Here is a 13181-nt window from a genome sequence, read left to right on the forward strand (position 1 = left end):
GCTGGTGCGGTGACGGTTCAGCTGTACGACACCAAGGCCCAGGCGCTGCGCGACTTCGCGCCCCTCGACCCCGGGAACGTCACGATCTACGTCTGCGGTCCGACGGTGCAGTCGGGCCCGCACATCGGGCACCTGCGCGGGGCGCTGGCCTTCGACATCCTGCGGCGCTGGCTCGCGCACCGCTACGGCCGCGTGACGTTCGTGCGCAACGTCACCGACATCGACGACAAGGTGCTGGCGAACGCGACAGACGGCGAGCCGTGGTGGGCGCTGGCCTACCGCATGGAGCTCGAGTTCACGCGCGCCTACACGGCGATCGGCATCCTCCCGCCGACCTACGAGCCGCGCGCGACGGCCTCCATCCCGCAGATGCAGGAGATCATCCGGCGGCTGATCGAGGCCGGCTACGCGTATCCGGCGGGGGAGGGGACGGATGCCGCCGGCGACGTCTACTTCGACGTGCGGTCGTGGGCGGACTACGGTGCGCTCACTCGCCAGAGCATCGACGCGATGGAGCCCGCCGCCGACGCCGACCCGCGCGGCAAGCGCGACCCGCGCGACTTCGCGCTCTGGAAGGGCGCCAAGTCCGACGAGCCGGCATCGGCGACCTGGGACTCGCCGTGGGGTCCCGGGCGCCCGGGCTGGCACATCGAGTGCTCCGCGATGGCGCGGCGCTACCTCGGCGCCGAGTTCGACATCCACGGCGGCGGTCTCGACCTGCGCTTCCCGCACCACGAGAACGAACTCGCGCAGTCCACCGCCGCCGGCGACGGCTTCGCCCGCTACTGGGTGCATAACGGCCTCGTGACGGTCGGCGCCCAGAAGATGTCGAAGTCGCTCTTCAACTTCGTGCTCGCCGAGGACCTGCTGCGCGAACGCGATCCACTCGTTGTGCGCTACGCGCTCGCGGCCGCCCACTACCGGTCGAACCTCGACATCACGGCGTCCACCTTCGACGAAGCCGAGGCGGCTCTGGATCGCATCCGCACCTTCCTCGAGCGCGCGCTGCGCACGCTGCGCGCCGACGAGGACGTCCGCGTCGAGGCCGCGGTGCCGGCCGCGTTCGCCGGGGCGCTCGACGACGACCTGGGCGTGCCGCAGGCGCTCGCGGTGCTCCACGAGACGGTGCGGGAGGGCAACAGCGCGCTCGACGCCGGCGACCGGCAGGCCGCGCTCCGCGCGTTCGCCGACGTGGCCGTCATGACCGGCGTGCTCGGCATCGACCCCCTCGACCCGCAGTGGCGGTCGACGGATGCCTCGGCCGAGGCATCCGCTCTCGACACGCTCGTGCAGACGATGATCGCGCAGCGCGCCGAAGCGCGCGCCGCCAAGGACTGGGCAGCGGCCGACCGCATCCGCGACGCGATCGCGGCGGCCGGCATCGCCCTGGAAGACACCTCAGACGGAACACACTGGAGCTTGATCGATGGCTAAGCCGACGCGCCCGGGAGCGGGCAACAGCAAGAAGAAGGGCGCCACCAAGGGAACGGGCGGCAAGAACAAGCGCTCCCTCGAGGGGCGCGGGCCGACTCCCAAGGCGGAGGACCGCGCCTGGCACCCCGCCGGCAAGCGCAAGGCCGCCGCCGAGCGCTACGCCGCGGCAGGCGGCAAGGGCGCGCCCGGACAGCGCGCGCCGCAGGGCTCGAACCCGAACCGCACGAAGTCGAAGGCCGGCGACGACACCGAGACCGTCACCGGGCGCAACTCGGTGCTCGAGGCGCTGCGGGCGAAGATCCCGGCGACGGCGCTCTACATCGCGCAGCGCGTCGAGATGGACGACCGCGTCAAGGAGATGCTGTCGATCGCCACCCACCGCGAGATCCCGGTGCTGGAGGTCATGCGCCCCGAGCTCGACCGCATGGCGGGTTTCGACGGCGTGCACCAGGGCGTCGCGCTCAAGGTGCCCCCGTACGAGTACGCGCACCCGCAGGACCTCCTCGAGCAGATCATCGACCGCGACGAGGTGCCGCTGCTGGTCGCGCTGGATGGCGTCACCGATCCGCGCAACCTCGGTGCCATCATCCGCTCGACCGCCGCCTTCGGCGGGCAAGGCGTGATCGTGCCGCAGCGCCGCTCGGCCGGCGTGAACTCGGCCGCGTGGAAGACGAGTGCCGGCGCAGCGGCCCGCATCCCCGTCGCGGTGGCGGCGAACCTCACCACGATGCTCAAGGAGTTCAAGAAGCAGGGCGTGTTCGTCCTCGGACTCGACGGCGGGGGAGACGTGTCGCTGCCGGCTCTCCAGCTGGCCGATCGGCCGGTCGTCATCGTCGTCGGTTCGGAGGGCAAGGGCCTCTCGCGTCTGGTGACCGAGACGTGCGACCAGATCGTCTCGATCCCGATCTCGACGGCTGCGGAGTCGCTGAACGCCGGGATCGCGGCGTCCGTCGCCCTCTACCAGGTCTACACTCTCCGGGCGGCGCCCGCAGAGTGAACCGCCCCGCGACGCTCCCAGGGGAATGAACTCCGGCGTCGCGCGTTCCCGCCACGAGGGCCGGCGCCGCCGGTCCCGGGCACAGTCGCAGCACCGTCGAAAGGCAGAACATGGCACGCATCGCCGTCATCGGAGGCTCGGGGTACGCCGGCCGTCACATCGTCGCCGAGGCGGTGAGCCGCGGCCACAGCGTACTGTCGATCGCACGGCGGCTCCCGGCGGAGCGCCATGAGGGCGCCCTCTACGTCGAAGGCTCGCTGACGGACGTGCCCGACCTCCTCGCGCAGCTCGAGGGCGTCGACGTCGTGGTCTCGGCGGTGCCGCCGCGGGGCGACATGCAGGGCCTCGTCCGGCCCAACCTCGCGGCCCTCGCGTCGCTGCTGCCCGAGGGCGTGCGCCTCGGCGTGATCGGCGGCGCCGGCGGCAGCCTCGTGACCGAGGGCGGCGAGCGGGTCGTCGACCTGCCGTCGTTCGCGGAGGAGTACAAGGCCGAGGCTCTCGAGGCGATCGGGGTGCTCGAGGACCTGCAGAACGGGCCGGAGTCGCTCGACTGGTTCTACATCCACCCGGCCGGCGGCTTCGGCGCCTATAACCCGGGCGAGCGCACCGGCGAGTACCGCACGGGCGGCGAGGTCATCGTGACCGACGCCGAGGGGGAGTCCTTCATCTCGGGTGAAGACCTCGCCGTGGCGATCGTCGACGAGATCGAGAAGCCGCAGCACCCGCGCAAGCGGTTCACCGTCGGCTACTGACGTTTCGTCTCGCTTCGCTCGCTCAACGACCGGTTCTCGGTTCGCTCGCTTGACGACCGCGTCCCGGTCGTTGAGCGAGGAGCGCAGCGACGAGACGAAACGCGGTCAGACGAGGTCGCGCCAGTCGATCTCGTCCTCCTCGTCGTCCAGGACGGGATTGGGCGAGGTGATGACCGACAGCGACACCGTCTCGGTGGGCGGGCCCATCAGGGTCGCCTCGTCGCGGCGGTGACGCAGCACGTTGTCGATGTAGCTGGTGAGCGCCTCGGCGAGGGGCACGGACTTGCCCTTCGCCTGCGACAGGTACCAGCGGTGCTCGAGCAGCTGGTGGAAGACCTCGGCGGGCTCCAGCTTCGAGCGCAGATCCCACGGCACGGCCTTGACGACCGGCTCGAACACGCGGGTCAGCCACTCGTGCGCGACCATCTCCTCGTCGTCGCCGAGACGCGAGATGCGCGCGCGGAACTCGTCGAGGTCGTTGAGCAGGCGCCGGGCCTGGTTCTCCTCCACATCGAGCCCGGTCAGCCGCAGCAGCCGCCGCTGGTGGTGGCCGGAGTCGACGACCTTCGGCTGGATCGACACCTTGGCGCCGTCGGCTGTCGCCTGGATCGACATCTCGCCGATGTCGAAGCCCAGGTCGTTGAGCCGCTGCACGCGCTCGGTGATGCGCCAGGCCTCGTCGGCGCGGAACGTCTCCTCGTCGGTGAGCGCCGCCCACAGCGAGTGGTACGACGAGACGATGCCGTCGGCGATCGCGATGGCGTCGACGCCCCCTTCCAGGCGGCCGCCGGCCTCGAGGTCCATGATCTCGCCGGCGATGTTGGTGCGGGCGACGTCGAGGTCGTGCGCGCGCTGTCCGGGCGTCAACCCGCTCTCGTGCAGCTCGCCGGTCTCGGCGTCCACCAGGTAGGCGGCGAATGCGCCCGCGTCGCGGCGGAACAGCGTGTTCGACAGCGAGACGTCGCCCCAGAAGAAGCCGACGTTGTGCAGGCGCACGAGCAGCAGCGCGAGCGCGTCGACGAGCCGGGTGGCGGTGTCCGGCCGGAGCACCTGAGTGAACAGCGCGCGGTAGGGGAGTGAGAACTTCAGGTGGGCGGTCACCAGCGCAGCGGGAAGCGGCTCGCCCGCGTCATCCGTCCTCCCCGCGATCACCGCGACGCGCTCGACGCACGGCACGTCCAGCCGGGCGAGGTTGCCGAGCATGTCGTACTCGCGCTGAGCCATCGCCTGCGTGGTCTCCTTGATGGCGACGACGCGGCCCGAGAGATTCGCGAAGCGCACGAGGTGGCGCGAGATGCCCTTGGGGAGGAAGACGATGTGGCTCGAGGGCCAGTCGCCGAGCGGTGTCGACCAGGGCAGCGTCAGCAGGCCGGGATCGACGCTCGAGGCGGTGATGCTCAGGGCGTCAGGCACGTCCCCTCCAGAGAAACGAGCGACGGCGCGGGGGGATGTCTCCCACCCGCGCCGTCGCGAATCCGATCAGCGGTTACGCCGCGGCGATCGCCTTGTCGGTGAGGCGCTCGCCCGACTCCACGTCGAAGACGTGGACGTGGCCCGGAACCGGCGCGAGGGTGACGGTGTCGCCGGCCATCGGGTGGCGGCGGCCGTCGACGCGGGCGACGATGTCGGTGCGCTTGCCGGCGACCTCGGTGTGGCCGTAGAGGTAGCCGTCGGCGCCGAGCTCCTCGACGAGGTCGACCTTGACCGAGAGGCCCTTGCCGTCCTCGGGGGCGACCACGATGTCTTCGGGGCGGACGCCCACGGTGACCTCGCTGCCGTGCGCCTTGCCCAGCGTCTCAGCCTCGATGCCGACGACCTTGTCGCCGAACTGGATGCCGCCCTCGGCCAGGTGGGCCGGGAACAGGTTCATCGCGGGCGAACCGATGAAGCCGGCGACGAACACGTTGTTCGGCTTCTCGTAGAGGTCGCGCGGGGTGCCGACCTGCTGGAGGAGGCCGTCCTTGAGGACCGCGATGCGGTCACCCATGGTGAGGGCCTCGGTCTGGTCGTGCGTGACGTAGACGGTCGTGACGCCGAGGCGGCGCTGCAGCGACGCGATCTGCGTACGGGTCTGGACGCGGAGCTTGGCGTCGAGGTTCGACAGCGGCTCGTCCATGAGGAACACCTGCGGCTGGCGGACGATCGCGCGGCCCATGGCGACGCGCTGACGCTGACCACCCGAGAGGGCCTTCGGCTTGCGGGTGAGGTACTGCTCGAGGTCGAGGAGCTTGGCGGCCTCGAGGACGCGAGCGGCGCGCTCCTCCTTGCCGACGCCGGCGATCTTGAGCGCGAAGCCCATGTTCTCGGCGACCGTCATGTGCGGGTACAGCGCGTAGTTCTGGAAGACCATCGCGATGTCGCGGTCCTTCGGGGGGACGTCGGTGACGTCGCGGTCGCCGATCAGGATGCGGCCCGAGTTGACCTCTTCGAGGCCGGCCAGCATGCGCAGCGACGTGGACTTTCCGCAGCCCGACGGGCCGACGAGAACGAGGAACTCCCCGTCACCGACCTCGAGGTTGAGCTTGTCCACAGCGGGGCGAGTGCCCCCGGGGTACAGACGAGTTGCGTTGTCAAACGTGACGGACGCCATGTTCTCTTCTCCTTCACCGGCAGGTACGTGCCGGACGATCCGTAGTGATGGAATGAGCGGGGGCTTACCCGCACGCCCGCCATCGGGCGCAGGAACAGTATGACACGGCTCGCGCGGAGGTTGCGTCTGGGCATTTCCCAGGGTGGCTGACTAGCATCGTGGACGGCCGCTTTCCCGCCTGGCCCCGCCGGATCACCGGCCTTTTCACGCCCCGAGAGGTTCCATGTCGAGCGACGAGTCATCGAACGCCGCGTCCAGCGAGCGCCGCGACGCGGTGCGCGAGAAGGCGCTGCAGGTGAAGGCGCGCCAGTCGCGCGCCCGCCTGATCCGCCGGACGTCGCTGGCGGCTGTCGCGGTGGCGTTCGTGGCGGTCATCGCCGTCGTCGTGACCTGGACGGTGTCCTCGAGCGCGTCCAAGCCGACGATGAGCCCCGCGAACGGCGTCAACGGCGGCTTCGTCATCACCGACGTCACCGGGAGCGGCATGGAGGCCGAGGCGGCCGACCCCAACGGCGCCGCGCAGGGCGACGCCGTCGCGACGCCGGAGGCGACGGAGCCCGAGCCGACTCCCACGGCGACGCCCACCGAGGCCCCTGCCGTCGACATCCGCGTCTACGTCGACTATCTCTCGACCGGCTCGCGCGACTTCCAGCTCGCCAACATGAAGCAGCTGTCGGAGTGGGTCGAGAACGGCGCCGCCACCCTCACGTACTACCCGGTCGCGATGCTCACGGCGAAGTCGAACGGCACCAAGTACTCGCTGCGCGCCGCCGGCGCTGCGGCCTGCGTCGCCCAGAACTCGCCGGAGTACTTCTTCGCGTTCAACGACGCCCTCCTGCGCCAGCAGCCCGACGTCGACTCCGACGGCATGACCGACGCCGAGCTGGCCGCGCTGGCGCTGGCGACGGGCGTCGACGGCCCCAAGGTCGTGCGTGCGTGCATCGAGGAGCAGTCGTACACGTCGTGGGCGAAGACCGCGACCGAGCAGGCCCTCAAGGGGCTGCCCGGCACCGACGGCGCCTCGCTGACCGGCACCCCGATGGTGCTGGTGAACGGCACGCAGTACGTCGGCAAGCTCGACGACCCCAAGGAGTTCGCGCAGTTCGTGCTCACCGTCGCGAGCGACTCGTACTTCAAGGCGACCCCGACGCCCACGCCGACCACCACCCCCTGATCAGGGGCGCGCGCGGGCGCCGCTAGACTTGGCGCTCTGCCGACTTGGCGCAATTGGTAGCGCACCGTACTTGTAATACGGGGGTTACGGGTTCGAGTCCCGTAGTCGGCTCCACCTGGGCTTTCCCACCCACCCCCCCCGCCCACCGTGCGATCGCGGCTCCCCGCGCACGGCAAGATGGATCGGGTGACCGCACGCCGCCTGCCCGCCTGGATCGGCCTCGGCGGTGCGGTCCTCATCGGCGTCCTCACCGCCGTGCAGGCGCGCATCAACGGGCAGCTGGGCGTGCGCCTCGAAGACGGCTTCGCCGCCGCCGTGATCTCGTTCGGCTCCGGACTCGTCGTGCTGATCGTGCTGTCGGTCGCGCTGCCGCAGGGGCGGCGCGGGTTCAGCGCCCTCGTGACGGGCATGCGCGGCGGAACCATCCCGATTTGGATGCTGTGCGGCGGCGTCGCCGGCGCGCTCTCGGTCGCCACGCAGTCCCTCGCCGTCGGCATCATCGGGGTCGCGCTGTTCACGGTCGGCGTCGTCGCGGGCCAGACGGTGAGCGGTCTGCTGCTGGACCGCGCCGGCGTCGGGCCCGCGGGAATCGTCGCGGTCACGCCGGCGCGCCTCGTGGGCGGCGCGCTCGCGATGCTCGCCGCGGGGGTGTCCCTCGCCGGCGGCGTGGATGCGCCGCTCGTGCTCGTCGTGCTGCCCTTCCTCGTCGGAGCGGGCATCGCCTGGCAGTCGGCGGTGAACGGCCGGCTCCGCCAGCGCGTCGGCACGCCGCTGACCGCGACCCTCGTGAACTTCATCGGCGGCACGGCCGTGCTCGGGATCGCCGAGCTCATCCACACCGCGGTCGCGGGCTCTCCCACCTCGTACCCCTCCGACCCCTGGCTGTACCTCGGCGGAGTCATCGGCGTCAGCTACATCTTCCTGGCGGCCGCGCTGGTGCCCTACACCGGGGTGCTGCTGCTCGGCCTCGGCACGGTCGTGGGGCAGGTCGTCACGTCGGTGATCATCGACGCGCTCTGGCCCACCAGCGCGGCACCGGCGCTGGGCGCGTCGCTGCTCATGTCGACGCTCGCGATCCTCTCGGTCGTCGTGGCGGCGGTGCCGTGGAGACGGATGCCGCGACCCGGCCGCTGACGCCTTCCCCCGCGCCCGCTCGCCGCCGGGCGACCGGCGGTGGCATGCTGAGACCGTGCCGAAGGGGCCGCCGCCCAGCCACGACCGCCCGTCGCACGCCGACACGGGCGTACGACCGGTGGGCCGTGCGGGCGGACCGGCCCTCGGTCAGGTCGACCTCGACCGCCTCGACGGGCTCCTCGCCGCCACGGACCTTCTGCTCGCCCGCGGGTACCCGGGCGACGACGGCACGCGCCAGCCCGTGCACACCGTCTACGTCCCGGGCGATCGCTACACGCCCGCGCTGCCGCGCGAGTGGGGTGACGCGGCGCTGGCCGCGGTCGCGGCACAGGGTGGCATGGCGGCGGTCGTCCGCGAACTGGGCGTCCCCGAGGAGCACGGCGCGACGGTCGCCGAGCTCGTCACGGCGAAGCTCACCTCCGAGCCGATCGAGGATCTCCGCCTGGACTTCGAGGACGGGTACGGCGACCGCGGCGATGCCGAAGAAGACGCCGACGTCGTCCGCGCGACGGAGCGCCTCGCCGAGGCCCGCAGCCGGGGAACGGCGCCGGCGTTCTTCGGCATCCGGTTCAAGGGGCTCGAGGCGCGGACGCGGGGTCGCGGCATCCGTTCTCTCGATCTCTTCCTCACGACGCTGCACGACGCGGCCGGGCCGGTCGACGCGGTCAGGCTGACGCTGCCGAAGGTGAGCACGGTCGCGCAGGTCAGAGCGATGGCGGAGCTGTGCGGGCGGTTCGAGCAGCGTCTCGGGTGGGGCGTCGGAACCCTGAGGTTCGAGATGCAGGTCGAGACGCCGCAGATCGTGCTCGGTGCCGACGGCTCATCGCCCCTGGCCGCCGCGATCCACGCCGCCGAGGGGCGGGTGAGCGGGCTGCACTACGGCACCTACGACTACAGCGCGGCTCTGGGCATCGCGCCGGCATATCAGGCGATGGATCATCCCGCGGCCGATCACGCCAAGAGCGTCATGCAGGTGGCCGCTGCGCAGACGGGCGTGCGGCTGTCCGACGGATCGACGAACGTCCTGCCGGTTGGCGACGCGGAGGCGGTCCGCGCGGCCTGGCGGTCGAGTGCGCGGCTCGTCCGCCGATCGCTCGAGCGCGGCTTCTTCCAGGGCTGGGACCTGCACCCGGCGCAGCTCGTGCCGCGGTTCGTCGCCGACTTCCTGTTCTATCGGGAGGGGTTCGGGCCGGCGGCGGCGCGTCTGCGCGCCTACGCGGACGGCGCCGACACCGGCGTGCTGGACGAGCCCGCGACCGCCCGCGCGCTGGGCGCCTTCCTCTCCCGCGCCCTGGCCTGCGGGGCGGTCAGCGAGACGGAGGCCCGCCAGGCGGCCGGCCTCGATCGCGCCGCCCTCGCCGCCCTCGCCCGTCCGCCGTCCGCCGTCACCGAGGAGACCCGATGAGCTACCACACGCCGCGGGGCGGCCTGCCGTCGCAGACCGAACTCCTGACCGATCGCGCCGTCGTGAAGCAGGCGTACACGTTCATCCCCAAGGGCGTGCTGCGCGACATCGTGACCAGCAGGCTGCCGGGCTTCGCCGACACGAGGGCGTGGATCCTCGCCCGTCCCATCGCGGGGTCGGCGACGACGTTCGCGCAGCTGATCGTCGAGATCTCACCCGGCGGCAGCGCCGACACCCCTGAGCGCGAAAGCGGCGTCGAAGGTGTCGTGTTCGTCACCGACGGCGCCCTCACGCTGACGATCTCGGGCGAGCGACACGTGCTCGAGGCGGGCGGGTACGCGTTCCTCGCGCCCGGCGCCGAGTGGACGCTGGCGAACCGGAGCGACAGGCCGGTGACTTTCCACTGGATCCGCAAGGCGTACGAGGTCGTGGAGGGCGTCGCGGCCCCGACGTCGTTCGTGTCGCGCGACCAGGACGTCCAGCCGCAGCCGATGCCCGGCACCGACGGCGCCTGGGCGACGACCCGGTTCGTCGATCCCGACGACCTGTCGCACGACATGCACGTCAACATCGTGACGTTCCAGCCCGGCGGGGTGATCCCGTTCGCCGAGACCCACGTGATGGAGCACGGGCTCTACGTGCTGCAGGGCAAGGCGGTCTACCGCCTCAACGACGACTGGGTGGAATGCGAGGCCGGCGACTACATGCTGCTGCGGGCGTTCTGCCCGCAGGCCTGCTACGCCGGCGGTCCGGAGCCGTTCCGCTACCTGCTCTACAAGGACGTCAACCGCCAGATCCGGCTGATTTGACCGGCTGAGGAGGGGGAATGACGGACGAGCGGATGCCGGAGCACGACCTGGTCGTCCGCGGCCGGCGCGTGCTCGTGCGGGGCGCCTTCAAGCCGTGCGAGGTCGGCATCACTCGGGGTGCGATCGTCGCCGTCGAGCCGCTCGGTGCTGGACTCCGGGGGAGTGAGGTGGTGTCGCTGCGCGACGACGAGACGCTCCTTCCCGGTCTCGTCGACACGCACGTGCACGTCAACGAGCCCGGTCGCACGGAGTGGGAGGGGTTCGCCTCGGCCACGAAGGCCGCCGCGGCGGGCGGCGTGACGACCATCATCGACATGCCGCTGAACAGCATCCCGCCGACGATCTCGCTCGACGCGCTCGAGCGCAAGCGACGCGCCGCGCGCGATCAGGTGTTCGTCGACGTGGGCTTCTGGGGCGGCGCGGTGCCCGGAAACATCGGCGCCCTGCGCGCCATCCACGATGACGGCGTGTTCGGCTTCAAGTGCTTCCTCGTGCCGTCGGGGGTCGACGAGTTCCCCGCGCTCGGCGCCGCCGACCTGGAGCACGCCATGGCGGAGCTCGCCCGGTTCGACGGCGTGCTCCTCGTGCATGCGGAGGACGCGGCGACGATCGCCGGGGCGCCCGCCGGTGGAGGCCGCGGGTACGAGCGGTTCCTGGCGTCTCGCCCGCGGCTCGCCGAGGACCGCGCCATCGCACAGGTCGTGGAGTGCGCGCGACGGACCGGCGCCCGGGCCCACATCGTGCATCTCTCGTCGTCCGACGCACTCCCGCTGATCGCCGAGGCCAAGCGCTCGGGCGTGCGCGTGACGGTGGAGACCTGTCCGCACTATCTGACCCTGCGGTCGGAGGACATCGCCGACGGAGCCACTGCGTGCAAATGCTGTCCGCCCGTGCGCGAGGGCGCGAATCGGGATCTGCTGTGGCAGGGGCTCCTCGAGGGGATCATCGACGCGGTCGTCAGCGACCACTCGCCGTCCACCGCCGATCTCAAGGACCTCGAGAACGGCGACTTCGCGGCGGCGTGGGGCGGTATCGCCTCGCTCCAGCTGGGCATGCCGCTGGTGTGGAACCACGCTCGGGGGCGCGGCATCCCGCTCGAGAAGGTCGTCGAATGGATGTCGGCGCGTCCGGCCGCGCTCGCCGCCCTCGCCCGCAAGGGCAGGATCGAGCCCGGTGCTGACGCCGACCTGTCGGTGTTCGCGCCCGACGAACGATTCGTCGTCCACGCCGACCGGCTGCTGCACAAGAACCCCGTCTGCCCGTACGACGGCTGGTCGCTCACCGGCGTCGTGCGCGACACCTTCGTGCGCGGCGAGCGGGTCGACTTCGCCGAGCCGCGCGGGCGGCTGCTGCGCCGAGGAGCCGCCTGAAGCTCGCGGGGCTCCGCATCAGCGACGCAGACGATCGGATGGGGGTGCGGCGACTCGTCCGTGCCCCTGACGACTTGCCGAGCGTCGGTCGTGCGTCGAAGATCGAGAGGCGGCGTCCGCGCATCGGGGAGGCACCCGATCGATGACACCGCCGCAAGACCGATCGAAGGGGACGCCGCCCATGGCCGATGACATCCGACCGCAGAACACCGCGCTGAGGAGCGGCGACCCGAACCCGGGCTTCGCGCTGCCGGACTCCACCGGCGCCGTGGTGCGGCCGGAGGATTTCGCGGGCCGCCGCCTGGTGGTGTACTTCTACCCGGCAGCCTTCACGCCGGGCTGCACGACCGAGGCCTGCGACTTCCGCGACAACCTGGCGTCGCTGCAGGCGGCCGGGGTGGCCGTCGTCGGCATCTCGCCCGACTCGGTCGAGCGGCTCGCGGAATGGGCCGAGGCCGAGCAGCTGCAGTTCCCGCTCCTCTCGGACGAGGATCACGCCGTGGCGGAGGCGTGGGGCGCGTGGGGCACGAAGGTCGTCGGCGGCGAGGAGCGTGTCGGTCTCATCCGCTCGACGTTCGTGCTCGAACCCGACGGCACCGTCCAGTCCGCCGAGTACCGCGTCGACCCGAACGGCCACGTCGATCGGCTCCGGGCGCAGCTCGCCGCCTGAGTCCACCCCAGGTCGATGCAGCGATGAAGCTGGAGGCGTTCAACCGGCTCGACGCCGGATCGGCGCGAGAGGCCGTGCGCCCCTGCGTCGACATCGACCGCTGGATCGACGCGCTCGTCGCGGGCCGGCCGTATCGCGACCGCGACGCGCTTCGGGAGGCGGCTCGCACCGCCGCTTCCCCCTGGACGGCCGACGAGATCGACCACGCGCTCTCGCATCACCCGCGCATCGGCGAACGGCCCACCGGCACGAGCGCCGAAGCATCGCTCTCCCGCTCGGAGCAGGCGGGCCTGGGCGCGACCGCGGACGCGACCGCGGTCGCGCTCGCTGCCGGCAACCGCGCCTACGAGGAGAGGTTCTCGCGGGTGTTCCTCATCCGCGCCGCCGGCCGCAGCGCGCCGGAGATCCTCGCAGGGCTCACCGCCCGGCTGGAGCACACTGAGGACGAGGAGATCGCCGTCGTGGCCGACGAGCTGCGTCAGATCGCCGTCCTCCGACTGGAAGGGATCATCGAGCCATGAGCCAGGTCACCACCCACGTGCTGGACGCCGCGCTCGGGGGCCCGGCCCGGGGCGTCGGCGTCGTGCTCAGCCGCACCGACGGCAGCGAGGTGGCCTCTGGCGTCACCGACGACGCCGGACGCATCGCCGACCTCGGTCCCGACGGCCTCGACGCCGGCACGTACCGGCTGACGTTCGCCACGGGCGAGTACTTCTCCGCCACGGGCCGCGCCACCTTCTACCCGGTCGTGTCCATCGACTTCGCCGTCGCGGACGCCGGTGAGCACTACCACGTGCCGCTCCTGCTCAGCCCGTTCGCCTACTCCACGTATCGGGGGAACTGACG

Annotated in this window: 13 protein-coding genes and 1 tRNA gene; 12 read left to right on the forward strand and 2 right to left on the reverse strand. The window is 71.7% G+C overall.

What is annotated here, in order from left to right:
- The first annotated feature begins 9 nt into the window (after positions 1-9).
- The 3 genes from cysS to IM767_RS09755 all read left to right on the forward strand — a co-directional run bounded on the left by cysS (position 10) and on the right by IM767_RS09755 (position 3183).
- Complete coding sequence (gene cysS / locus IM767_RS09745; RefSeq protein WP_109210173.1) at positions 10-1434, forward strand: cysteine--tRNA ligase; 1425 nt, start codon at positions 10-12, stop codon at positions 1432-1434.
- Complete coding sequence (rlmB, locus tag IM767_RS09750; RefSeq protein ID WP_109210174.1) at positions 1427-2431, forward strand: 23S rRNA (guanosine(2251)-2'-O)-methyltransferase RlmB; 1005 nt, start codon at positions 1427-1429, stop codon at positions 2429-2431. Before cysS ends, rlmB begins: the two co-directional genes overlap by 8 nt.
- Before the next feature lie 110 nt (positions 2432-2541).
- A complete protein-coding gene (locus tag IM767_RS09755) occupies positions 2542-3183 on the forward strand; it encodes an NAD(P)-dependent oxidoreductase (protein WP_109210175.1) in 642 nt (213 codons plus the stop codon).
- Between the two features lie 105 nt (positions 3184-3288).
- Here the strand turns inward: IM767_RS09755 and IM767_RS09760 are convergent, their stop codons facing one another.
- Together IM767_RS09760 and IM767_RS09765 are read right to left on the reverse strand one after the other, a co-directional pair.
- The gene (locus IM767_RS09760; RefSeq protein WP_109210176.1) at positions 3289-4596 is read right to left on the reverse strand and encodes a DUF4032 domain-containing protein; all 1308 of its coding nucleotides are present in this window, start codon (positions 4594-4596) and stop codon (positions 3289-3291) included.
- Between the two features lie 73 nt (positions 4597-4669).
- Complete coding sequence (locus IM767_RS09765) at positions 4670-5773, reverse strand: ABC transporter ATP-binding protein (protein WP_109210177.1); 1104 nt, start codon at positions 5771-5773, stop codon at positions 4670-4672.
- Positions 5774-5996: 223 nt separating this feature from the next.
- Here IM767_RS09765 and IM767_RS09770 point away from each other — a divergent pair, with 223 nt between their 5' ends.
- The 9 genes from IM767_RS09770 to uraH all read left to right on the forward strand — a co-directional run bounded on the left by IM767_RS09770 (position 5997) and on the right by uraH (position 13179).
- Positions 5997-6947: a DsbA family protein gene (locus IM767_RS09770; RefSeq protein WP_109210178.1), complete on the forward strand. Its 951-nt coding sequence runs from the start codon at positions 5997-5999 to the stop codon at positions 6945-6947.
- A gap of 38 nt (positions 6948-6985) precedes the next feature.
- Positions 6986-7061, forward strand: a tRNA-Thr gene (locus tag IM767_RS09775).
- Between the two features lie 63 nt (positions 7062-7124).
- Entirely contained in the window at positions 7125-8081 is a 957-nt protein-coding gene (locus IM767_RS09780; protein ID WP_109210179.1) for a DMT family transporter, read from the forward strand.
- 118 nt (positions 8082-8199) lie between these two features.
- Positions 8200-9486, forward strand: coding sequence for a DUF6986 family protein (locus IM767_RS09785; RefSeq protein WP_109210180.1), 1287 nt, complete (start codon positions 8200-8202; stop codon positions 9484-9486).
- On the forward strand, positions 9483-10295 hold the full coding sequence (locus IM767_RS09790; protein ID WP_109210181.1) for a bifunctional allantoicase/(S)-ureidoglycine aminohydrolase: 813 nt from the start codon (positions 9483-9485) through the stop codon (positions 10293-10295). The genes IM767_RS09785 and IM767_RS09790 overlap by 4 nt, the downstream gene beginning before the upstream one ends.
- 17 nt (positions 10296-10312) lie before the next feature.
- Positions 10313-11665 (forward strand): allantoinase AllB, encoded by a 1353-nt coding sequence (gene allB / locus IM767_RS09795; RefSeq protein ID WP_109210182.1) that lies wholly within the window; start codon positions 10313-10315, stop codon positions 11663-11665.
- A gap of 181 nt (positions 11666-11846) precedes the next feature.
- The gene (bcp, locus tag IM767_RS09800; protein WP_109210183.1) at positions 11847-12335 is read left to right on the forward strand and encodes a thioredoxin-dependent thiol peroxidase; all 489 of its coding nucleotides are present in this window, start codon (positions 11847-11849) and stop codon (positions 12333-12335) included.
- A 23-nt stretch (positions 12336-12358) separates the two neighbouring features.
- On the forward strand, positions 12359-12856 hold the full coding sequence (uraD, locus tag IM767_RS09805) for a 2-oxo-4-hydroxy-4-carboxy-5-ureidoimidazoline decarboxylase (protein WP_109210184.1): 498 nt from the start codon (positions 12359-12361) through the stop codon (positions 12854-12856).
- Positions 12853-13179, forward strand: a complete 327-nt coding sequence (gene uraH / locus IM767_RS09810; protein ID WP_109210185.1) for a hydroxyisourate hydrolase — start codon at positions 12853-12855, stop codon at positions 13177-13179. The genes uraD and uraH overlap by 4 nt, the downstream gene beginning before the upstream one ends.
- The last annotated feature ends 2 nt before the right edge of the window (positions 13180-13181 follow it).

It is taken from the genome of Microbacterium ureisolvens, assembly GCF_015278315.1.
GTDB classification, from domain to species: domain Bacteria; phylum Actinomycetota; class Actinomycetes; order Actinomycetales; family Microbacteriaceae; genus Microbacterium; species Microbacterium ureisolvens.

Excerpts from the sequence above, each read along its gene's own strand:
- rlmB (WP_109210174.1), top strand. The coding sequence starts at position 1,427 with ATGGCTAAGCCGACGCGCCCGGGAGCGGGCAACAGCAAGAAGAAGGGC.
- IM767_RS09755 (WP_109210175.1), top strand. The coding sequence starts at position 2,542 with ATGGCACGCATCGCCGTCATCGGAGGCTCGGGGTACGCCGGCCGTCAC.
- IM767_RS09765 (WP_109210177.1), bottom strand. The coding sequence starts at position 5,773 with ATGGCGTCCGTCACGTTTGACAACGCAACTCGTCTGTACCCCGGGGGC.
- IM767_RS09770 (WP_109210178.1), top strand. The coding sequence starts at position 5,997 with ATGTCGAGCGACGAGTCATCGAACGCCGCGTCCAGCGAGCGCCGCGAC.
- IM767_RS09780 (WP_109210179.1), top strand. The coding sequence starts at position 7,125 with ATGGATCGGGTGACCGCACGCCGCCTGCCCGCCTGGATCGGCCTCGGC.
- IM767_RS09790 (WP_109210181.1), top strand. The coding sequence starts at position 9,483 with ATGAGCTACCACACGCCGCGGGGCGGCCTGCCGTCGCAGACCGAACTC.
- allB (WP_109210182.1), top strand. The coding sequence starts at position 10,313 with ATGACGGACGAGCGGATGCCGGAGCACGACCTGGTCGTCCGCGGCCGG.
- bcp (WP_109210183.1), top strand. The coding sequence starts at position 11,847 with ATGGCCGATGACATCCGACCGCAGAACACCGCGCTGAGGAGCGGCGAC.
- uraD (WP_109210184.1), top strand. The coding sequence starts at position 12,359 with ATGAAGCTGGAGGCGTTCAACCGGCTCGACGCCGGATCGGCGCGAGAG.
- uraH (WP_109210185.1), top strand. The coding sequence starts at position 12,853 with ATGAGCCAGGTCACCACCCACGTGCTGGACGCCGCGCTCGGGGGCCCG.